Source organism: Pseudonocardia sp. ICBG1293 (genome assembly GCF_020131355.1).
Lineage (GTDB): Bacteria > Actinomycetota > Actinomycetes > Mycobacteriales > Pseudonocardiaceae > Pseudonocardia.
Window position 1 is genome coordinate 93,148 of sequence record NZ_JAHLEL010000060.1, and the last position, 19,697, is coordinate 112,844.

The 19,697-nt window shown below is 64.8% G+C and carries 19 protein-coding genes and 6 pseudogenes; 9 read left to right on the forward strand and 16 right to left on the reverse strand.

The features are described from left to right. Nucleotide 1: 1 nt before the first annotated feature. Together KPF47_RS34675 and KPF47_RS34680 are read left to right on the forward strand one after the other, a co-directional pair. Nucleotides 2-715 carry a transposase gene (locus KPF47_RS34675; protein ID WP_224392819.1) on the forward strand — a complete coding sequence of 238 codons (714 nt, stop codon included), beginning with the start codon at nt 2-4 and terminating at the stop codon, nt 713-715. 200 nt (nt 716-915) lie between these two features. Beyond that, complete coding sequence (locus tag KPF47_RS34680) at nt 916-1,758, forward strand: IS5 family transposase (protein WP_224386276.1); 843 nt, start codon at nt 916-918, stop codon at nt 1,756-1,758. A 148-nt stretch (nt 1,759-1,906) separates the two neighbouring features. On the opposite strand, the pseudogene KPF47_RS34685 reads toward KPF47_RS34680, so the two are convergent. Continuing rightward, nucleotides 1,907-2,503, reverse strand: a pseudogene (locus tag KPF47_RS34685) (IS1634 family transposase); the annotation flags it as partial. 2 nt (nt 2,504-2,505) lie between these two features. On the opposite strand from KPF47_RS34685, the gene KPF47_RS34690 reads away from it, so the two are divergent. Continuing rightward, nucleotides 2,506-2,799, forward strand: a complete 294-nt coding sequence (locus tag KPF47_RS34690; RefSeq protein ID WP_224388526.1) for a transposase — start codon at nt 2,506-2,508, stop codon at nt 2,797-2,799. A gap of 47 nt (nt 2,800-2,846) precedes the next feature. Beyond that, a complete protein-coding gene (locus KPF47_RS34695; RefSeq protein WP_308015570.1) occupies nt 2,847-3,680 on the forward strand; it encodes an IS3 family transposase in 834 nt (277 codons plus the stop codon). Nucleotides 3,681-3,721: 41 nt separating this feature from the next. Here the strand turns inward: KPF47_RS34695 and KPF47_RS41230 are convergent. From KPF47_RS41230 to KPF47_RS34730, 7 genes and pseudogenes are all read right to left on the reverse strand, one after another. Next, a pseudogene (locus KPF47_RS41230) lies at nt 3,722-3,958 on the reverse strand (7-cyano-7-deazaguanine synthase); the annotation flags it as partial. Continuing rightward, complete coding sequence (gene folE, locus KPF47_RS34705; protein ID WP_224392820.1) at nt 3,955-4,584, reverse strand: GTP cyclohydrolase I FolE; 630 nt, start codon at nt 4,582-4,584, stop codon at nt 3,955-3,957. The pseudogene KPF47_RS41230 and the gene folE, both read right to left, overlap by 4 nt. A 33-nt stretch (nt 4,585-4,617) precedes the next feature. Next, entirely contained in the window at nt 4,618-5,397 is a 780-nt protein-coding gene (queE, locus tag KPF47_RS34710) for a 7-carboxy-7-deazaguanine synthase QueE (protein ID WP_224392821.1), read from the reverse strand. Then, the gene (queD, locus tag KPF47_RS34715) at nt 5,394-5,861 is read right to left on the reverse strand and encodes a 6-carboxytetrahydropterin synthase QueD (RefSeq protein ID WP_224392822.1); all 468 of its coding nucleotides are present in this window, start codon (nt 5,859-5,861) and stop codon (nt 5,394-5,396) included. The genes queE and queD overlap by 4 nt, the downstream gene beginning before the upstream one ends. Nucleotides 5,862-5,986: 125 nt before the next feature. Then, nucleotides 5,987-6,802: a cyclopropane-fatty-acyl-phospholipid synthase family protein gene (locus KPF47_RS34720; protein ID WP_224388618.1), complete on the reverse strand. Its 816-nt coding sequence runs from the start codon at nt 6,800-6,802 to the stop codon at nt 5,987-5,989. Between the two features lie 1,020 nt (nt 6,803-7,822). Beyond that, entirely contained in the window at nt 7,823-8,182 is a 360-nt protein-coding gene (locus KPF47_RS34725; RefSeq protein WP_224388616.1) for a hypothetical protein, read from the reverse strand. A gap of 143 nt (nt 8,183-8,325) precedes the next feature. Continuing rightward, nucleotides 8,326-8,751: a hypothetical protein gene (locus KPF47_RS34730; protein ID WP_224388614.1), complete on the reverse strand. Its 426-nt coding sequence runs from the start codon at nt 8,749-8,751 to the stop codon at nt 8,326-8,328. A 360-nt stretch (nt 8,752-9,111) separates the two neighbouring features. Between KPF47_RS34730 and KPF47_RS34735 the strand changes: the two genes are divergently transcribed. The 3 genes and pseudogenes from KPF47_RS34735 to KPF47_RS34745 all read left to right on the forward strand — a co-directional run bounded on the left by KPF47_RS34735 (nt 9,112) and on the right by KPF47_RS34745 (nt 11,360). After that, nucleotides 9,112-10,107 carry an acetylserotonin O-methyltransferase gene (locus tag KPF47_RS34735; RefSeq protein WP_224388612.1) on the forward strand — a complete coding sequence of 332 codons (996 nt, stop codon included), beginning with the start codon at nt 9,112-9,114 and terminating at the stop codon, nt 10,105-10,107. Between the two features lie 266 nt (nt 10,108-10,373). Continuing rightward, complete coding sequence (locus KPF47_RS34740; RefSeq protein ID WP_224388609.1) at nt 10,374-10,790, forward strand: helix-turn-helix domain-containing protein; 417 nt, start codon at nt 10,374-10,376, stop codon at nt 10,788-10,790. Further along, nucleotides 10,768-11,360, forward strand: a pseudogene (locus KPF47_RS34745) (plasmid pRiA4b ORF-3 family protein). The gene KPF47_RS34740 and the pseudogene KPF47_RS34745 overlap by 23 nt, the downstream one beginning before the upstream one ends. A gap of 31 nt (nt 11,361-11,391) precedes the next feature. Here KPF47_RS34745 and KPF47_RS34750 read toward each other — a convergent pair. The 3 genes and pseudogenes from KPF47_RS34750 to KPF47_RS34760 all read right to left on the reverse strand — a co-directional run bounded on the left by KPF47_RS34750 (nt 11,392) and on the right by KPF47_RS34760 (nt 14,702). Next, nucleotides 11,392-12,231 (reverse strand): IS5 family transposase, encoded by an 840-nt coding sequence (locus KPF47_RS34750; RefSeq protein WP_224386569.1) that lies wholly within the window; start codon nt 12,229-12,231, stop codon nt 11,392-11,394. Nucleotides 12,232-12,446: 215 nt separating this feature from the next. After that, nucleotides 12,447-13,331: an IS5 family transposase gene (locus KPF47_RS34755; RefSeq protein ID WP_224388607.1), complete on the reverse strand. Its 885-nt coding sequence runs from the start codon at nt 13,329-13,331 to the stop codon at nt 12,447-12,449. Between the two features lie 104 nt (nt 13,332-13,435). Beyond that, nucleotides 13,436-14,702, reverse strand: a pseudogene (locus tag KPF47_RS34760) (IS256 family transposase). A 274-nt stretch (nt 14,703-14,976) separates the two neighbouring features. Between KPF47_RS34760 and KPF47_RS34765 the strand changes: the two are divergent. Continuing rightward, nucleotides 14,977-16,071 (forward strand): DUF1275 family protein, encoded by a 1,095-nt coding sequence (locus KPF47_RS34765; protein WP_224392774.1) that lies wholly within the window; start codon nt 14,977-14,979, stop codon nt 16,069-16,071. Between the two features lie 485 nt (nt 16,072-16,556). Here the strand turns inward: KPF47_RS34765 and KPF47_RS34770 are convergent, their stop codons facing one another. From KPF47_RS34770 to KPF47_RS34785, 4 genes are all read right to left on the reverse strand, one after another. After that, nucleotides 16,557-17,390 (reverse strand): IS3 family transposase, encoded by an 834-nt coding sequence (locus tag KPF47_RS34770; RefSeq protein ID WP_308015423.1) that lies wholly within the window; start codon nt 17,388-17,390, stop codon nt 16,557-16,559. A 47-nt stretch (nt 17,391-17,437) separates the two neighbouring features. After that, nucleotides 17,438-17,731 (reverse strand): transposase, encoded by a 294-nt coding sequence (locus tag KPF47_RS34775; RefSeq protein WP_224388526.1) that lies wholly within the window; start codon nt 17,729-17,731, stop codon nt 17,438-17,440. A 119-nt stretch (nt 17,732-17,850) separates the two neighbouring features. After that, nucleotides 17,851-18,747, reverse strand: a complete 897-nt coding sequence (locus KPF47_RS34780; protein WP_224388528.1) for an IS3 family transposase — start codon at nt 18,745-18,747, stop codon at nt 17,851-17,853. Next, nucleotides 18,744-19,055: a transposase gene (locus tag KPF47_RS34785; RefSeq protein ID WP_224388530.1), complete on the reverse strand. Its 312-nt coding sequence runs from the start codon at nt 19,053-19,055 to the stop codon at nt 18,744-18,746. The genes KPF47_RS34780 and KPF47_RS34785 overlap by 4 nt, the downstream gene beginning before the upstream one ends. A gap of 266 nt (nt 19,056-19,321) precedes the next feature. Between KPF47_RS34785 and KPF47_RS34795 the strand changes: the two are divergent. After that, nucleotides 19,322-19,450: pseudogene (locus tag KPF47_RS34795) on the forward strand (IS5/IS1182 family transposase); the annotation flags it as partial. A gap of 24 nt (nt 19,451-19,474) precedes the next feature. Here KPF47_RS34795 and KPF47_RS34800 read toward each other — a convergent pair. After that, nucleotides 19,475-19,663 (reverse strand): annotated as a pseudogene (locus KPF47_RS34800) (IS256 family transposase); the annotation flags it as partial. Between the last annotated feature and the right edge of the window lie 34 nt (nt 19,664-19,697).

Genomic DNA, 19,697 nt, shown 5'->3' on the forward strand with positions numbered 1-19,697 from the left:
CATGCCCGTCGTCGCACCCTCCACCGCCGCTGCTCTCGTCGCCGAGAGCTACGACCTGCTCGTCGGCGTCGACACCCACGCCGCGAGCCACACCTACGCCATCGTCGACGCAGACACCGGTGCGCTGGTCGAGCACCGCGAGTTCCCGACCAGTCCCGCCTGGCTGCGACGCGCCCAGGACTGGATCAATCGGCGCACCGAATCGGGCACGGTCCTGGTGCTCGTCGACGGCGCCAGTTCCTACGGCGCGGTCCTCACTGAGCAGCTGCTCGCCGCTGGCCTCGATCTGGCCGAGGCCCCCGACATCATCAGGCAGGTCCGCCACGTCAGCGGCAAGAGCGACCTCATCGACGCCGCCGAGCTCGCCCGTGCTGCCCGCGGCCTGCAGACCAGCCAGCTCCGCCGTCCCCGCCAGGGTGGGGACCGCACGATCCTGCGGGTGCTCTCTGCCGCCCGGGGCCAGATGACCGGTGAGCGCACCCGCACGATCAACGCGCTGCTGCGCACCGTCGACCTCGGAGTCGACGCACGCCGAGCACCGTCCGCGGCGATGATCGCCACGATCACGGGCTGGCGCACCAGCGCCGCTGGCGGCGTGACAGCTCGGACGGTCTGTCGCGGCGAGGCGATCCGCCTGGCTCGCCGGGTCCGCGCTCTCGACACCGAGCTGGCCACTAAGAGGTCGTTTCAGAACGACTTGTCGAGTTTCCATTGACCCCTCGACGACAGATCAAACGGCAGGTCAGATAGCCGCTTGTCGTCTACAACAGACACGTCGACCTCGTTCTGAAATGACCTCTAAGAGGTCGCGCGGATTGGTCACAGCTTGGCCGCGGTCGAGTGTCTGGGGGCGAGGGCGGGTACGGGCCTGCCGATCATGAAGTTATCTACGCTTCGTGATCGTCTGGAGGCCGCGTGCCCACCCTGCCATCATGGCTGACCGAGCCGTTGTGGGACCAGTTCACCGCGCTGCTGCCTCATCGAGACGAGTTCGATCCCACCCATCCGCTGGGCTGCCATCGCCGCCGGATCGCGGATCGGATCGTGTTCGACAAGCTCCTGCAGGTACTGCGGTTCGGCTGCTCGTATGAGGGCATCGCTGACAGCACCTGCTCGGCGACCACCATCCGCGATCGTCGTGACGAGTGGATCAGGCTCGGGGTCTTCGCCCAGCTGCGTCGGATCGTCCTGGACGCCTACGACCGCATCGTCGGTCTGCTGCTGCACGACATCGCCGTCGATGGCGCCATCACCAAGGCCCCCGGCGGCGGCGAGGTCGCCGGTCCGTCGCCGGTGGACCGGCGCAAACAGGGTATGAAACGTTCGGTGCTCGTCGAGGGATACGGCATCCCGCTGGGCCGAGTCCTGGCCGGAGCCAACCGGCACGACTCCCCGCTACTGGGCCCCACCCTCGACCGCCTCGATGCTCTCGGCCCGCTGCCCGACGACATCACCGTGCACCTCGACGCCGGCTATGACTCCGGCAAGACCCGCGACACGCTGGCCGAACGAGGCCTGCACGGCGAGATCGCGCACAAGGGTGAGAAAGCGCCGATCCAGGCCACCCGCCGCTGGCACGTCGAGCGGACCAACGCTTGGCACAACAGCTTCAACCGGCTGCAGCGCTGCTACGAACGACGAGAAATCGTCGTCGACGCGTTCTTCGACCTCGCCGACACGATCGTCACACTCCGTAGCTTGATTCGGCAGGCCTGGACCACACACCGCTGGAACGCCCGACCTGCACGACGTCCATGATCACCAACCAATCCGCGCGACCTCTAAGAGGTCGTTTCAGAACGACTTGTCGAGTTTCCATTGACCCCTCGACGACAGATCAAACGGCAGGTCAGATAGCCGCTTGTCGTCTACAACAGACACGTCGACCTCGTTCTGAAATGACCTCTTAGTGCGCAGTTCCGGGCGAGCCGACGCGCGCCAGCGTGGCGGCGAGCTCGTCCGGGACAGGATCTGCTGCGGTGAGCAGGCGCCCGCCGGCGTGGATGTGGACGGTGCGGTAGCGGCGCGCGGTCTGCACGACCCGCCGGATCGACCAGCCGGTCCGGGCCTCAATGAGCCGGGAGACGGCGAGCGCGGCGAACACGATGGTCAGGTGCGCCTCGATGGAAGCCCGGGTGCGATGGAAGATCGGGCGGGCGGCCAGGTCGTGCTTGGACATGCGGAACGAGCGCTCGATCTCCAGCAGCCGGTGATAAGCGCTGATCACGAAGTCCGGGCCGACGGTGGTGAGGTTGGTGCTGTAGCCCTTCCACCCCGCCAGCGTGCGCGCTTTGGCCTCCAGGGTGCGGTTCACGGCCTTGTCCCCGCCCGAGAGCGAGACAAACCGGTTGCGTTTGACCGGGACCTGCCCCGCGACCGCGCGTTCAGCCTTGCCGATCTGCTCGTCGATCCCGCGCAGCGTCCGCCGGGCCCGATCTGAGCTTGGCCCCTGGTACCGGACACCTGTCCTGAGGCGGACGCCGTCCGCCGGGAAGGATGTCGTTCGTGCCCGCTCCTCACCCGCCGGAGTTCCGGCAACGCGCTATCGACCTGGCCCGTTCGAAGGTCAAGCCGATCTCGGAAATCGCCAAGGACCTGTCGTTGTCGGAGTCGTGTCTGCGGAACTGGGTCTCCCAGGCCGACGCAGACGACGGTGACCCGCGCTCCACACGTCTGTCGAGCGCGGAGAAAAGTGAGATCGTCGAACTCCGAAAGAAGGCCCGCCGGATCGAGATCGAGAACGAGATCCTCAAGCGTGCTGCCGCGTACTTCGCCCGGGAGAACATCCTCCCAAAGTAGTTTTCCCGCTGGTCCGTGAACTCGCCGACGATGGATTCGACGTCGCGGTGACCTGCCGGGTCCTTGGCGTCCGCCGCCAGGGCTACTACGAATGGCACTCCGGGGCGACATCGCTACGGACGCAGGAGAACGAACTGCTCCTCAAACACATCGAGAAAATCCACGCAGAGTCCCGGGGCACCTACGGATGGCCACGTGTGCACGCCGAGCTCACCCTCGGACTCGGTATCACGGTGAACCACAAACGCGTCGCTCGGCTGATGCGCCAGGCCGGGATCCAGGGCCTCTACCGGCGACGCAACCACGGCTGCACCGTCCGGGACCAGCACGCCGACCCCTACACCGACCTGGTCGACCGCGACTTCACCGTCGACGGACCGGATGAGATCTGGTGCACCGACATCACCGAACACCCCACCCGAGAAGGGAAAGTCTACTGCGCGGCAGTCATCGATGTATTCTCCCGGAAAGCAGTCGGATGGTCCATCGCCGACAACATGCGCACCGAACTCGTCATCGACGCCCTCGGCATGGCCATACTCCGCCGACGCCCGCAATACCACGCCACGATCCTACATTCCGACCACGGCACCCAATTCACATCATGGGCATTCGGTCGACGTCTGGTCGCCGCTGGAATCGTCCCATCGATGGGCTCGATCGGAGATTGCTACGATAACTCTCTGGTCGAATCATTCTGGGGTACCATGCAACTCGAACTGCTCGATTCCAGAACCTGGAAAACCCGCGCAGAGCTTGCCACCGCCATCTTCGAATGGATAGAATGCTGGTACAATCCGTTACGGCGCCATTCCAGTATTGGGATGCTCTCCCCGAACGACTTCGAAGCAGCCCACACCCCGCCCAACCACACCCACTGACCCCACACCGTCGGTGTCCGGACTACGGGGCCAAGCTCAATCGATTCGTCAGTCAAGGACGAGCTGCCGATCTGGCGGAATGCGGAGCCGAGCTGGAGCACGGTATGTGTGACTCCTGCGATATCAGCTAATCGGGTAGCGCAGTCCAGTTCGATCCGGTGGCGTTGGCCGTAGTCGAGTGATACCGCTTCGACATGCTCGTATTGCGACTGTGCCCAGAACAGGCACGTCCCGGAATCCTGCCCGCCGGACAGGGACACCATCGCTGACCGTGTCATCGGATGTGCTCGGCTCCCCGTGCGGGACCACCCTGTGCCGGACCGCAGAGTTCCACGTGGTAGTCACGGATCGACCCTCGGCTAACGTGGGTTCTGGTCATCGTTCCCTGGGCGTGGACTCCTCGCACAGTCATGCATAGATGTTCCGCTTCTACTGCGACCGACAGTCCAGCCGGAGCCAGATATTTTTCGATGGCGTCAGCTATCTCGCCCGTGAGGCGTTCCTGGACTTGCAGGCGTCGCGCGAACACGTTGACGATCCGGGCTATCTTCGACAGTCCGATGATGCGTTTGTCCGGGATGTAGGCGATGTGTGCACGACCGACGAACGGCAAGAGGTGGTGCTCGCACAGCGAATACACCGGTATGTCACGGACGGTCACGATTCCGTCGTAGCCGTCGGAATCGAATGTGGTGAACAGGGCATCGATATCTGCGGCATAGCCGGTCGTGAACTCGGCGAGTGCTTCGGCGGCGCGCCGAGGTGTAGCAACCAGCCCTTCGCGCTGGTAGTCCTCACCGGGAATCCCGGCGAGAACCCACCGGAAACACGATTCACGCGGAGGCGGTGTCTCTTCGCTGATTCCTCGGGTTCTGAGCCGGTTTGATGATCCAGCTTCTGGCATCACTGATTTAGAGCCCCTTTTCCAGTATCTTTCTCAGCGTCCTTTTTCCTGGCCCCATGCGATGACGTGTAACTGCGGTAGAATCGTGCAGTCTTGAGCGCGCGGATCGTCTGCGACATGCTCGCAGAGCCACCGAAACTGCTGAGTGATGGTCTCGATAGAGACGGACGGATCAGCATCCGTTCCCGATGACAAATAGAGGGGGTACGGAGCTCCGTGCCCAGTTCGATGTCTGTCACGAAAACTGAAAGCGAACTCGACGTCCTCCTCGTCGAAACACACGACTTTGAGTGTCGTGCGTGGAGGCCGTGCGAGTGTCACGACCGCAGACATGAAGTGAGCCGTCCGCTCCCGGTTCTTGTCCGTGTCCATCCCACTCGACGGCGGTTTGGGGCTGACAATCAAGTTGTCGACGGCGCCGAGCCAGGGCTTCCAGAGCGATCCTTGCGTTTCGATGCTGACCTGCATGTCGATGTCATGCAGCCGTTGCACCAAGGTGTCCAGAGTGTGCATGGCCGGGTTTCCGCCGGAAAGTATGACCAACTGCCCGGTCGCGGCGGGAGCTCTCTCCAGCAGTTCGGAGACGATATCGTCGTCACTTAAACGGCGTGCCTCGCGATGAACGATGGCAGGATCGACGGCGTGCAGGGAGTCACACCATGTGCATCGGTAATCACATCCGCCGAAACGGACGAACAGGCAGGGTCGACCGACTTCAGGACCTTCCCCTTGAATCGTCGGCCCGAATAATTCGACCACCGGATATCGCCGCTGGACCACAGGTGCTACAGCGGAGGTCACGTCGGAGGTCACAGTGGGTTCCAGTGTGCTGTAGCACGTGATGTCGGAGTTTCCCATACCGAGACGGCCGCGACGGCCACACCATGTGTCGTGAAGGTTTCACCGATCCAGTGAGCGAGATTCTCCGCCGTGGTCGGCCAGCAACCCCGGCTGCCTACGGTGTCGTTCAGATCCTGGTGGTCAAGAAGAGGCTCGACCTCGGTCTTCCATATCGTGGACAGTTCACCGAAATCGATGACCATCCCGTCATCCGACCGGTGCCGAATCGGCTGCACCGCCCCCTGTACCGTCACTTCCACACTGTAGGTGTGACCGTGCAGCCGACGACATTTTCCCTGATGGTCAGGTAGATGATGCGCCGCGTCGAATGTCCAGCGCTTAGCTATTTCAGTTATCGCCGCCGGCGAGTGGGTATGCTCAGATGTGACTGGGAATGCTTCGGGCTGGATACACGTCATGTCGTCGTCCACCGCCATCGACTGCCCCCTCCGTATGGTTGGGTATCGAGGAACCTCGGAGTTGAAAAAGTAGAATGCGAACACATGAGGTATTCCCCCAAAATAAAGATGCCCAGAAGGGTGTGATAATCACCCATGCACCGTTACCGGTGCGGCCGCTCAGCCACTGCCAGCACATACGCTGAAAGTGGTGCGAAGGCCGTGATCGACTGCAGATGGTTATATAACTCGCGAACCCCCACGATATCGGAAAATCGGTGATGTGCAGCCTTCAGTGCTGCAGCGATCGCTGAATAGCTCGGCCGCACCTGATCTCCTATGTCCACAACGCTGCGTATCTGAAGTCCTGCGGAGTGCGGGATCGCATAGTAGTAGTCCACGAGTTCGAGAGAAGGGATCCGAAATGCGGCCTGAAAGTTAGCGATGGACTGTCTTTGGGCTGAATTTTGCGGAGAAGAATTCAGTGCTATGTCTGCAATCACGAAACGCCCGCCCGGTCGCAAGACGCGCACAACGTCACGCACAAAAGCAGATTTATTGCCGACGTGAGACATGGATTCCAGCGCCCATGCCGCATCGAAAGAGCAATCAGAATACGGAAGGTCGAGGGCGTCCGCGTAACAGAAACGTACTCGATCCGCTACCCCAGCATCTTCCGCTAGAGTATTCGCCGTGCTGAGATGACGAAAACTAGTAGATACTCCATCGATGGTCACGTCGGCGCTCCTGGCAAGATCCAGCGCGGCGCGCCCCGTCCCGCAGCCCGCATCTAACACATGATCACCAGGCGTCACTCTGAGCGCATCGATCACGAGATCCGTCATAGCTGCTGTCGCGGCCGGCAGCGTGGCACCCGAGGCGCCCCAGTAGCCGAGATGAATGTTGTCACCGCATGCTGCAGTGATGAAATCAGTCCAACGATCATAAAAACTGGCGACGTCGTTTACTGCGCTCGTCACTCGACTTTCACTCCGGTCAACTCGATGTCTGGGCGGAATTAAAGAGCCCGATCTCGCTCAATGAGTAGAGCAGTAGAGCAACATCAAAAATACTGCCCCGAGCGATATTTACGCTAAATTGATGATGGCGTAGTGAGGGTGCGGCGCAGTTCACGATCTATTCGTGTCCGTGCCACCAACTCACGTCAGGGCGCAGTATCGCGTCGTTCCTGGAACGACATCGGGTGTGGCGAGGCTGGGCCCGGCCAGGGCGTGAGCGCTGTCAGCGCTGCTCACCGCGGACACCCGGAGCGCGCAGACCGCTCGCGTGAACGCCGCGCTCGGCGTCATCGGCCAGACCACCGATGGAGCCGGGTTCCGTGCCGTGGTTGCCCCGGCCGTCCCGTGGGGCGGGCCAGCCCGGCTGGGCGGCGGAGGCCGGATCGGTGAATCGAGGAACGCCCCTACGCCGTCGCGCTCGGCACCCCCCTCTCCGAACTCCCCATCAGCACACGCCGACCGAGCCGACCAGCACGAGAGCGGCAGACCGATGAAGCAGATCTGGACCGTGCACGTTCTACGCTGGGCTACGAGAAGAAGAAAAAGAATCCCGGCGGTCAGACGTACGCGGGGCCGTGGGCGTGGTACCGGGTGGACCCACAGCTGCAACCGACACCGACAGCGCTCATCCATCCAGCCGATCGGACGACCTTGGCGCGGCGGATCAGGATGGTTCTCGATCGACTCGCCCCGCCGGCGGAGATCCGGGAGGCGGTGGACGCGGTGGTCGGGGAGTTGCTGAGCTCGAACCGGGCCCGCAGTTCAGACCCTCATGATCGCCAACACCTGACCAGGTTGGCAAAGGCTCACTCTTGGAGCGGGTCGTCCCCGGCCCTCGCCGGAAGTGTCCCGCCGCCCTGCGGGCGGCGTGTGCCGGCTGCTATGGGAAAGCGACACCGGGCCTGGTCAGGCCGCCACCGTCGTCACCGTGATCGCTGCGCCGGCCTGGTGCGGTGCGCGCCCCTGCAGGGGCGTCGAGAGTCAGTTGTTGGTGTTGTTCTGGGCGATCGATCCGGGTGAGCACTCGGAGCTGCTGGGTGCGTCAGTCCCGTTGCTCGCGGCGCCGAGGACCCCGGCGGCGATATCAGCGTTGTTGAGGCTGCACGACAGCACATTGGCGTTGTTGAGGGCGTTGACGTCGCCGACGTTGACCAGCCCGGACTGCGCCGATTCCCGGTTCTGGTCGATCTCGTTGACCTGCACCACATCCCCCGACCCACCAGAACCACCAGAGCCCCCGCCGGGCTTGCCGCGGTGATCATCGGTGTCGGCGAACGCGGCCGGGGCGGCCAGCAACAGCCCAGCCAGAGTGGTGGCGGTGAGGAGTCCGGTCTTTTTCACCACGAGCGTCTCTCCTTCACGTGCGAAATCTTTCGGACACACCGCACGCTACTACCCGAACGGGTGACAATCGGGGTGTTCATGAGACCGGCACCGAACAGCCGTCCGGCAGCCACGAAACGACTACGCCCGTCGATGGGGGTTCACGGCTCGGTGCTGCCCGCGCGGCGGTAGGCGGTATCGCGGTCCAGGTGGGACACGGTGAGTGCGTCACCGCCGATGGCGATCGTCAACAGTTGAATCTCATCGGCGGTGTACTGGTCGGGCAGCGCCCGTCCGAGGGTGTCGAAGCCGCGGTGCATGACCTCGATCGCGGTGGTGGTGCCGCGGTCGAGGGTGTCGGCGATGACCTCGACCCGCACCGCGAGGATGTTGCCGCCGGTGTCGCCGGGGTCGTAGGGAGCATCGGCGGGTGGGAGCTGTGCGGGTCCGGCGTAGCCGTCGGCGATCGTTCCGCGGCGGCAGTGGCCGGAGAAGTAGCTCATCAACGCATACGAGGCCTGGTAGAGGTCCTTGCCGCGGAGGGTGAACTCCTGGGCGGCGATGACCAGGATGTCATCGGGGCCCATCGGATCAGACCTATCGGACACCCCCGGCATGCTACGCCGAACCTGACCAGGGGGTGTCTCTGACTTGTTGGGATGGGTCCAGGCCGTTGGGTCTGCAGCCCATAGCGTGCCGAGGGCGACGGTCGGCTGGCTCGGGGTCGCTGACGGCGGGCGGGGTGGCGAGGGGTCAGTTCACCGTGCCGTCGACAGCCTGTAGCGGTTGGTCTGCCTGGTAGGTGCTCGTGGGCCAACCGGGTGCAGCTTCACTGGAGCATTCGGCGGCGGGGTGTCCTTCGAATGTCGGCTGGTGATGTTGCGCTGGGGTGAGGACAGTGGCGGGGTATGTCGTCACGCTGTGATATGTCGATGGTGTCGCCGGGCATGCTGATCGTGCAGTTGTCGACGGGGTTCCAGATCTCTCAGGCGCTGTTCGTGGTCGTCGATACCGGGGTTGCCACCTGCTTGGAGCAGGAAGGCCCCACCACGGTGGGTGATCTTGCGGAGCGGACGGGTACTCGGCCGGATCGGTTGGCTCGTCTGTTGCGGGCGTTGGTTCCGGTGGGGGTGCTCACTCTCGATGAGGCCGGTCGGTTCGGGGTTACCGAGGCGGGGGCGTTGTTGTCGGAGACTCATCCGGCTTCGCAGGCCCGGCTGGTGCGGATGTGGATGCAGATCAATTATCTGCCGTTCTCCGAGCTCGGTCACAGCGTGCGGACCGATACCCCTGGTGGGGAGCGGTATCTCGGTGCGCCGTTTTGGGAGTGGCTTCACCGGGATCCTGACCGGGCGCAGCTGTTCAGCCAGGCCATGGCTGATATCACCCGAGGTCTGCGGGCGGGCATGTTCGAGGGGTATCGGCTCCCGCCCGGGCGTGTGGTTGCTGATCTCGGTGGTGCTGATGGCAGCCTGTTGGTCGAGCTGCTCACCCGTGACCGGGGCGATCGTTCTCGGCGGGGGATCCTGTTCGATCTCCCGACCACAACTCCTGCCGCCACTCCGGTGTTGACCGCGGCCGGCCTGGTTGATCGTGTCGAGGTTGTCGGCGGGGATTTCTTCGTTGCTGTCCCTGCTGCGGATGTCTATGTGTTGGCTCATGTGCTTCATGACTGGAGTGATGAAGAGAGTCATCGCATCCTGACCACGATCGCGCGCGCTGCCCGGTCGGGTGCCCGGCTGCTGGTCATCGAGGCTCTGCTGCCCTCTGATGCCACCGACTCTGGGTTGGCCGGCATCTTTGACCTGACCATGCTCGGGCTTCTTCCTGGTCAGGAACGCACGGAACAGCACTATCGGGACTTGCTCGACGGGGCCGGGTTTACCGTCGAGCGCGTCGTCGGGACCTCGACCCCGTACTCCATCGTGGAGGCCGTTCTGTGAACCCCGAGCGGCAGGGCGATCTGCTGGCCGGTGCTGCTGGTCGGGCGACCCGCTGCTTTGTTGTCCGGGGCTTTGGGTTCCGGACAATGTCGTGTCGTTGGCCGAACGCTGGTGAGGTTCCCCCGCCGGCTCGGAGTGCTTGTTCACTGCACAGGCCCGTTGGTGGGGCGCTGTGACCAGGAGCGGTGCGGCGAGGCGATTCGGAGTGATGGCGCTGGGTATTTGCATCCGACTCTGATAGTGGCGCGCTCAGGCGGTCGTAGCACTTGATCTTGTTGTTCGGTGGAGAACAGGATCATGACGTGCGGGAAGTGCTCACTTTGACTGATCGGGAGAAGATCTCGCGGGGGTTGGCCGCAGGCTGGCGGTTGTGTGATATCGCTGAGGTGCTGGGTCGGGATCGGTCGGTGATCTCTCGTGAGGTCGCCCGCCACGGCGGTCGGGAGGACTACCGGGCAGGTCCGGCCGAGGAAGCCGCGCGCGCAGCGCGGGCCCGACCGAAGAGGTTCGCGGTGGACCGGTCACCGCGATTACAGGCGGTGGTGACCGGGTTGTTGAAGATCGGCTGGTCCCCGGCCTCGATCGCGGGTCGCTTAGACGTCGTTTCAGAAGTGGTGGGCCCGGTTCTGCCGGTGACGGCGGGGCTGGCAGCATCGGCTGATGGTCGCGCCTCGTGTGTCTGAGAAGACGAAGATTTTCGAGTTGGAGATCGTCCTGACCGAGGTGGTGCCGGCGGTCCGGCGTCGGGTGCAGGTGCCGGGCGAGGTCGACTTGGCGGTGTTGCACGAGGTGGTGCAGTCAGTGATGGGCTGGACGAACTCTCATCTGCACGAGTTCGAGATCGTCGGGCGCCGCTACGGGATCCCAGACCCGGACTGGCCCGGACAGGATGTCGCCGACGAGACGAAAGAGAAGCTGTTTCGGCTGGTCAAGGCTGGTGACCGGTTCGGTTACGTCTACGACTTCGGTGACAACTGGGCCCACGAGATCACCGTCGAGGCGGTCGCGGCCGTCGAGCCGGGAGTGTGCTATCCGCGATGCGTCGCCGGGCAGGGGGCGTGCCCGCCCGAGGACGTCGGCGGGATCGGGGGTATGAGGACTTCCAGGCCGTGCTCGCCGACCCTGACCATCCCGACCGCGCCGAGCGCCTGGAGTGGGCGGGCGGGCCGTTCGACCCGCACCGCTTCGACCCTGACGAGGCCGACCGGGCCTTGGAGTGGCTGGCCTGGCGGCCGCTGGCCCCGACCTCGTAGGCGAGTGCCTCAGCGAGGGCTGGGTCGACCATCACTTCGGCTTCGGCTTGGTGAGGCGGCGGTGGCAGATCAGGGCGCAGGCCAGCGATAACAGCGCGGTGATCGTGGATTCGGCGCGGTCGTAGCGCAGCGCGAGGCGGCGGAAGTCCAGCAGCCAGGACATGGTGCGCTCGACGACCCAGCGGACCCGCCCGAGCCGGGTGGAGTCCTCGATCCCGCGCCGGGCGATCCGCACCCCGATCCCACGCCCACTCAGGTAGCGGCGGCAGCGGGGATAGTCGTAGCCCTTGTCGGCGTGCACCTTGTCCGGCCGACGTCGCGGACGCCCCGGCTGTCCCGCCCGTTCGCGGACGCCGGGGTTGGTGTCCAGCAGCGGGGCGAGCATCCGACTGTCGTGGGTGTTCGCCCCGGTGACCAGCGCATGCAGCGGGAGCCCGCCTCGGTCGCAGAGCACGTGGTACTTGCTGCCCGCCTTCCCGCGATCGGTCGGCGAGGGCCCGGTGGCCTCGCCGCGGCGCTTGGCCCGCACGCTCACGCTGTCCACCGCCGCCCGCGACCAGTCCAGCAGGCCCTGCTGGGCGAGGCGGTCGAGCATCACCCGGTGCAGCTGGGCCCAGACCCCGGCCTGCTGCCACTGCCGTAGCCGCCGCCAGCAGGTCACTCCGGACCCACAGCCGAGCTCGGCGGGCAGCGCGTTCCAGCTGATCCCGGTCTTGAGCACGAACACGATCCCGGCCAGAGCGGCCCGATCCGGCACCCGCGGACGGCCTGTCCGTCCCCGCTTGTGCTTGCGCGGCTTGGGCAGCAGCGGCTCCACCAGCGCCCACAGCTCGTCGCTCACCAATCGCTCGACACAAGATCGCCGCGCCACGACCGGACATGATCAGCTACCAGCGCCGATCCACACAGGACCGACACGCCGACTTCTGAAACGACCTCTTAGAGGTCATTTCAGAACGAGGTCGACGTGTCTGTTGTAGACGACAAGCGGCTATCTGACCTGCCGTTTGATCTGTCGTCGAGGGGTCAATGGAAACTCGACAAGTCGTTCTGAAACGACCTCTTAGAGCGTCCGGCGATTGATGGTTATCGGAGTCGACGGGTCGTGGGTCGGGTTGTCCAGCGGTAGCGGCTGCGGGCACGGTTGATCAGCCGGCGGATCACGGTGAGCGCGGCGGCGAGGTCGAGGTAGAACTCGACGATGATCTTCCGGCGATCGGTGAACCGGCGCAGCTTGCCGTAGCCGTTCATCCAGGAGTGCGTGCGCTCGATGGGCCACCGTCGTCCTGCCTGGATCGGAGCCGGGACCCCCGTGGTCGCGATCTCGCCGGTGAAGCCCAGGGTGTGCAGCAGAGTACGGGTCTTGCCGGAGTCATAGCCGCGGTCCAGGTGCACGGTCGGGAACAGATCACCACCGTGGGCGTCGCGGTGGCGGGGCAGCGGGCCGATCATCGTCACGATGCCGGTCAAGGTCGGTTCCAGCAGGGGCGAGTCATGGTCGTTGGCTCGCGCCGCGACCAGGTGCAGCGGGATGCCCTGGTCATCGCAGGCCACGGACCGTTTCGTGCCCTGCTTGCCGCGGCCGACAGGGCTGCGGCCGGCCACCTCGCCTCCGCCTGGTGCCTTGGTGATCGATCCGTCGACCGCCAGATCGTCAAGATCCAGGCCGAGTATCTGGTCGTAACCGGCCAGCGCGGTGCGGAGCAGTTCCTCGCTGACTCCCGCGGTGGCCCAGTCATCGAGACGGCGGCGGATGGTGCGGTCCGAGCAACCCGGCGTGGCGATGCGTTCGTAGCCACTACCGTGCACCAGAGCGGCAACGACGTGGTCGAACACGACCCGATCAGAGATCCGGCGACGGTGACAGCCCCACGGATGGGCCGGGTCGAACTCCGGGCGCCGCTCTGCCTCGATCAGGGCAGCGAACTCGACCCAGAGGGGGTCGATCAGCGATTCTGGCAATAGAGGCACGGACCCTCCAGGCGACCATCAGGACATCAGCAATCCCATGATCACTTGCAGGTCCGTGTCTCTACCAACACCGACACACGGCCACCTCTACTGCCGGACGCTCTTCAGTGAGTGGTTCTCTCGAATCGTGCGGCGAAGGTGATCGCGAACGCGTTCAGCGCGGGCTTCCACCTCATCATCCAGCGTGCCCGGCCTCCGCCGGTGGGGTCAAGCGAGCGGGTCACGAGGTAGAGGCACTTCAGCGCCGCGGCCTCGTTGGGGAAGTGTCCACGCGCTCGAGTGTCCACGCGCTCGAACGGCTCTGCGATACCTCGCGTTGATGGACTCGATCGCGTTGGTCGTGCAGATCACTCGCCGGATCTCGACGTCGTACTCCAGGAACGGCACGAACTCCGCCCAGGAGCTGCGCCAGAGCTGGACGATCGCCGGATACCGCTGTCCCCACTCGGCGGCGAACTCTTCGAACCGGTCCTTCGCCGCCTGCTCGGACGGGGCCGAGTAGACGGGCTTGAGCGAACGGACGAGCGCGTCGCGGTGCTGCCGTCCGGCGTAACGGAAGCTGTTGCGGATCAGATGGACGATGCACTGCTGCACGACTGTCTGCTCCCAGGTGGTGTTGATCGCCTCCGGGAGACCCTTGAGGCCGTCACAGACGGCGATGAGCACGTCCTCGCCGCCGCGGTTCTTCAGCTCGGTGAACACTTGCAGCCAGAACCTCGCGCCTTCCTGGCCGTCGCCGGCCCAGATGCCGAGGATGTCGCGTTCTCCGTTCGTCGTGACGCCCATGACGACGTAGAACGGGGTGTTGCGGACCTGCCCGTCCCGGACTTTCACCACGATCGCGTCGACGAAGATCACCGGGTAGAGCACATCCAGCGGCCTGCTCGCCCATTCGGCGAGCTCGCTGGTGACCTTCTCGGTGATTCGGCTGACCGTGTCCCTGGAGACCTTCGCCCCGTAGACCTCGTCGAAGTGCGCGACGATCTCCCCGGTCGTCAGTCCACGCGCGGTCAGCGACAGCACGATCTGGTCGATGCCGTCCAGGCGGCGCTTGCGCTTGGGGACGATCACCGGCTCGAACGACCCGTCCCGGTCCCGGGGGACCTCGATCTGCACGGGGCCGATCTCGGTGAGCACCGTCTTCGTCCGGCTGCCGTTACGCATGTTCGCCCCCAGCGGGGTCTCACCATGCTCGTGACCGAGGTGCTCGGTCAGCTCGGCGCTCAGCGCCGTCTCCAGGACGTTCTTCGTGAGCTGGTTCAGCAGCCCACCCGGGCCGACGAGGCTCACGCCCTGCTTCTTCGCCTGCGTCAGCAGGCGCTCGGCGAGGTCCTTCTGATCAATGATCTCTCCCGTCACGGGATCGATCATCGCGTCGTCCAACAACTCGGTCGTGTCAGCCACGGCCGTCTCCTTCCGGATCAGGCCGGACCCCACCCACCGTTATTCAGACAGTCCCCGGTCGAGTGAATGGTGCTCGTCTGGCGTTCACGAGTGTCAGTAGATCGGTGACACTCTGTATCTTGGGCTCGTATTCACGAGAAATTTATAGGCGCGTGTTCCGAGATAGCGGTGGTATGCGCCACAGTTGTCGGATGTGACTGGTTTTGATCATCCGGAGGTTGTTCCGCGGTTGTTGGGTGCGGTGACGGTGGTGTTGGCAGGTGCTGCGGGTGCGTTGGATGCGGTGACGTTTTTCGTGTTCAATGAGGTTTTCGCCAGTACGATGACGGGGAATCTGGCTGTGCTCGGGCTCGGGCTCGGGCTCGGGCGTTGGTTGTCGTCTGTTGAGGCGTTGTGCGCGGTCGCTGGGTATGTCGTCGGGTTGATGGTGGGCACGATCGTTGCTGGTCTGGTGATGCATCGGTTGCCGTGGCGGACTGCGGTCGCCACCGTTCTGGTTGTCGAGCTGGTGGTGTTGGTGACGGTCGGTATCGGATTTTACGGTTTCGTGAGTCCGGAATACAATACGGTGCGGGCGGTGGTGTTGGTGACCGGTGGTGCGGCGGCGATGGGAATTCAAGCTGCCGGGCTCAGGTATGTGGGCCCAGCGGGGACACCGACAAATTTTCTGACCGGTACGGTGACGAATTTGGTATCGGCTATGGTCGAGCTGCACAGGCCCAGTTGGGACAGTAATTCGGTGTTGCGGATCGCGGCGTTCGTGTGTGCGGCCGGTGGGGCTGCTGTGGTGCAGCGGCTGGTGCCTGGTGCGGCTTACGTTCTGCCGGTGGTACTGGTGGCGGTCGCGGTGGGGTTGATGGCTCGGGTTGTTCGGGTCAATCACGGTGGGCTACTTGCTGGGGGTCCCCAGTTCCGGGATCTGACCCGGCTCGCGGAGAACATCGAACGCGGATCCGAGCATGGATCACCCGCCGATGCCGGCCACGGCGGTGCGCCAGTGCCGGCGGCTGCGGTGGGGTCGGCGGTGTGCGGTCGGGTGGTGGGGCCGGACGGATTGGGGGTGCCGGCGGTGGTGACCTTGCTTGATGATCAGGGCCGGTGTGTGGCGCGTCGCGATACCGATGACGACGGCCGTTATCACCTACGGCCGACCGCGGCGGGTGTGCACACCATCGTCGGCAGCCCGGACCCCGACCAGCACGCCACCACTGCTACTGGTGGCGCTGGTGGTGGTGTTCTGTGGCCGCGGGCCACGACGGTCACGGTGTCACGACCCCGGCGCGGATGCCCTGCCCGCCCTGTCGTTCACGATCTCACCCTCCAGGATGCTGACTGAACTCACTGGACCAGCGCCACCGCAGCCGGACCCCGCGGCGCCGGGGACGGCTATTACGACCTCGGCTGTCTCGACGGCCCCGCCATCGCGGCCGAGTCCGTACCGAACGTTGCGGGTCGGCGGCCACACGGGAAGGTTCTGACCTGGGCCGACCCTCGGACTCGTGCGGCATGAATTCATCACCTGCCTGCCGACAGCAGATGACCTGATTGTCATCTGTTCTCCTCGGAACCCCCGTTAGCATCAGATAGGCAGCCCAGTCGACACGGTCGATACCAGAGCGAGGCCGATTGTCATCGTGTTGTTCGTGATCGCCCTCGGCGGGCAGGGTATGGATGCTTGTCACGGTCGAATCTTCTGGCCCTGGTAACACACCGGCTGCGGCGGCACCCAACGACTGGGCTGTCCCGGAGAAGAAGCTCGCAGTCGTGGCTTGCATGGACTCTTGAGCTTGGCCCCGTAGTCCGGACCCCGACGGTGTGGGGTCAGTGGGTGTGGTTGGGCGGGGTGTGGGCTGCTTCGAAGTCGTTCGGGGAGAGCATCCCAATACTGGAATGGCGCCGTAACGGATTGTACCAGCATTCTATCCATTCGAAGATGGCGGTGGCAAGCTCTGCGCGGGTTTTCCAGGTTCTGGAATCGAGCAGTTCGAGTTGCATGGTACCCCAGAATGATTCGACCAGAGAGTTATCGTAGCAATCTCCGATCGAGCCCATCGATGGGACGATTCCAGCGGCGACCAGACGTCGACCGAATGCCCATGATGTGAATTGGGTGCCGTGGTTGGAATGTAGGATCGTGGCGTGGTATTGCGGGCGTCGGCGGAGTATGGCCATGCCGAGGGCGTCGATGACGAGTTCGGTGCGCATGTTGTCGGCGATGGACCATCCGACTGCTTTCCGGGAGAATACATCGATGACTGCCGCGCAGTAGACTTTCCCTTCTCGGGTGGGGTGTTCGGTGATGTCGGTGCACCAGATCTCATCCGGTCCGTCGACGGTGAAGTCGCGGTCGACCAGGTCGGTGTAGGGGTCGGCGTGCTGGTCCCGGACGGTGCAGCCGTGGTTGCGTCGCCGGTAGAGGCCCTGGATCCCGGCCTGGCGCATCAGCCGAGCGACGCGTTTGTGGTTCACCGTGATACCGAGTCCGAGGGTGAGCTCGGCGTGCACACGTGGCCATCCGTAGGTGCCCCGGGACTCTGCGTGGATTTTCTCGATGTGTTTGAGGAGCAGTTCGTTCTCCTGCGTCCGTAGCGATGTCGCCCCGGAGTGCCATTCGTAGTAGCCCTGGCGGCGGACGCCAAGGACCCGGCAGGTCACCGCGACGTCGAATCCATCGTCGGCGAGTTCACGGACCAGCGGGAAAACTACTTTGGGAGGATGTTCTCCCGGGCGAAGTACGCGGCAGCACGCTTGAGGATCTCGTTCTCGATCTCGATCCGGCGGGCCTTCTTTCGGAGTTCGACGATCTCACTTTTCTCCGCGCTCGACAGACGTGTGGAGCGCGGGTCACCGTCGTCTGCGTCGGCCTGGGAGACCCAGTTCCGCAGACACGACTCCGACAACGACAGGTCCTTGGCGATTTCCGAGATCGGCTTGACCTTCGAACGGGCCAGGTCGATAGCGCGTTGCCGGAACTCCGGCGGGTGAGGAGCGGGCACGAACGACATCCTTCCCGGCGGACGGCGTCCGCCTCAGGACAGGTGTCCGGTACCAGGGGCCAAGCTCACCGGTGTGCTCCCGATCAGGGTGAGCTTCCCCCGGTTTGCCGGAGTGCGGGTTACCTGTCGGCGTCGCGCTGGGCGCGACGATAGTCGTCTTCGTACTCGTCGGGTGAGAGCCCTCCGAGGCGGGCCTGGATCCGGCGCGGGTTGTACCAGCCGTCGAGGTAGCGGATCAGCGCATGCTCGGCCTCGCAGCGGGTCGCGAAGCCCGTCCCGGGCCAGTAGAGCAGCTCGATCTTGAGCGTGGACCACAGGTTCTCGGCGAGGGCGTTGTCATAGCTGTCCCCTGTGGACCCTGTCGACGGGGCGACACCCGCGTCGACCAGGCGCTGAGTGAATCGCAGTGCCGTGTATTGGGCCCCCTTGTCGCTGTGAAAGATCAACTGACCGGGACGCAGGCTCCGGGAGCGCAGCGCGTGGTTGAGCGCGGTCAGCACCAGCACCGTCGTGGCTCGCGGGTCGGTGGCCCAGCCGACGACCCGGTTGGAGAACGCGTCCCGCACCGAGGCCAGCCACAACACGCCCTCACCGGTGACGATGCGAGTCAGGTCCGCCACCCACACCCGGTTGGGCGCGGTCGCGGTGAAGTCGCGTTCGAGCAGGTCCGGCGCCGGGCGGTGGGCCGGATTCTGCCGGGTCGAGCCGCCCTTCCAGCCGCGACGCAGGTGCGCGCCCTGAAGGCCGTGCTCGCGCATGATCCGAGCGACGCGCTTGCGCCCGACGTGCACGCCCTGGCGGCGCAGCTCCAGCCACACCCGCGGGGATCCGTAGGTGGTGGCGAACTCGCTCACCGAGCGGATCTTCACGATCTGCTCAAGCAGGACGGCGTCGTCGAGCTGCCGCTGAGAGGGGTTCGCGCGGCGGGCGCGCCAGTCGTAGTAGGTCGGGGCCGCGATGTTCAGGACCCGTAGTACGAGACCGGCGGGGAAATCATGGGCATCGACGAAGCTCATGATTTCCTCCGGGTCGGGCCGATCTCGCTGGCGAAATAGGCGCTCGCCGCGCGCAGGACCTCGTTGACCCGCCGCAGCTCAGCGTTCTCCCGCGCGAGCCGGCGGTTCTCGGCGAGCATGTCGGTCGACGGCCGATCATGGCGCTCGCCGGTGTCTGCCTCGGCCTGACGGACCCAGTTGCGCAGGGCCTCGTGATGCACCCCGAGCTGCTCGGCGAGCCCCCGGAACGTCGGGCGAGGGTCGGACTCCCGATACAGCCGAACCGCTCGTTCGCGCAGCTCATCGGGGTACTTTTTCGGTGCGGGCACCAGTGCCTTCCTTCCTGGCCCTCAAGATCGAACCAGTGTTCAGACACTCCGGCAAAGCGGGGGAACCTCAGGGAGCCCACCGTGGGCTCCCTGGCTCGGCTTCTGGCCGGTGAACGTGCCCGCTGTGGCACCCGAACCGGTCGCCGTGCTCTGGCCCCCGTCGCCCAGGCGGTCCTGGTCCTGCGGTGGTTCCTCGATGCGAGCCGTGTGGCGCGCCTGGCGGCCGACAACACGATCAGCACCGCAACCGCCTACCGCTACCTGCACGAGGAAACGCCCTGCTCAAAACCACCTTCGCAGCGCTACGGCGGATCACGCTGTGTCCCTGGCGGATCGGCGCTATCACCGCCGCCGCGCTCGTGCTACTCCACATCGAACACGACCGCACAACATGATCACCGCGCTACTGAGAACACCTCAATCTCCTCGTTCAACGCTGCTTCCAGCACGTTCTTGGTGAACAGCTTCAACAGCCCGTCCGGGCCGGTCAACGCCAACCCCCGGGCGCGCGCGTCGGTCACCATCGCTGCCGCAGCGGCCTGTTCGGCCGTCAGCTCACGCCCCGGCCCGGACTCGTACTCACCTGGACTCACACGGTCCGATGTCATCACTCACAGTGCCCATCCCGCCGGACCCCCGCCC

Excerpts from the sequence above, each read along its gene's own strand:
- KPF47_RS34780 (WP_224388528.1), bottom strand. The coding sequence starts at position 18,747 with ATGAGCTTCGTCGATGCCCATGATTTCCCCGCCGGTCTCGTACTACGG.
- KPF47_RS34735 (WP_224388612.1), top strand. The coding sequence starts at position 9,112 with ATGCTGATCGTGCAGTTGTCGACGGGGTTCCAGATCTCTCAGGCGCTG.
- folE (WP_224392820.1), bottom strand. The coding sequence starts at position 4,584 with ATGCCAGAAGCTGGATCATCAAACCGGCTCAGAACCCGAGGAATCAGC.
- queD (WP_224392822.1), bottom strand. The coding sequence starts at position 5,861 with ATGGCGGTGGACGACGACATGACGTGTATCCAGCCCGAAGCATTCCCA.
- KPF47_RS34675 (WP_224392819.1), top strand. The coding sequence starts at position 2 with ATGCCCGTCGTCGCACCCTCCACCGCCGCTGCTCTCGTCGCCGAGAGC.
- KPF47_RS34730 (WP_224388614.1), bottom strand. The coding sequence starts at position 8,751 with ATGGGCCCCGATGACATCCTGGTCATCGCCGCCCAGGAGTTCACCCTC.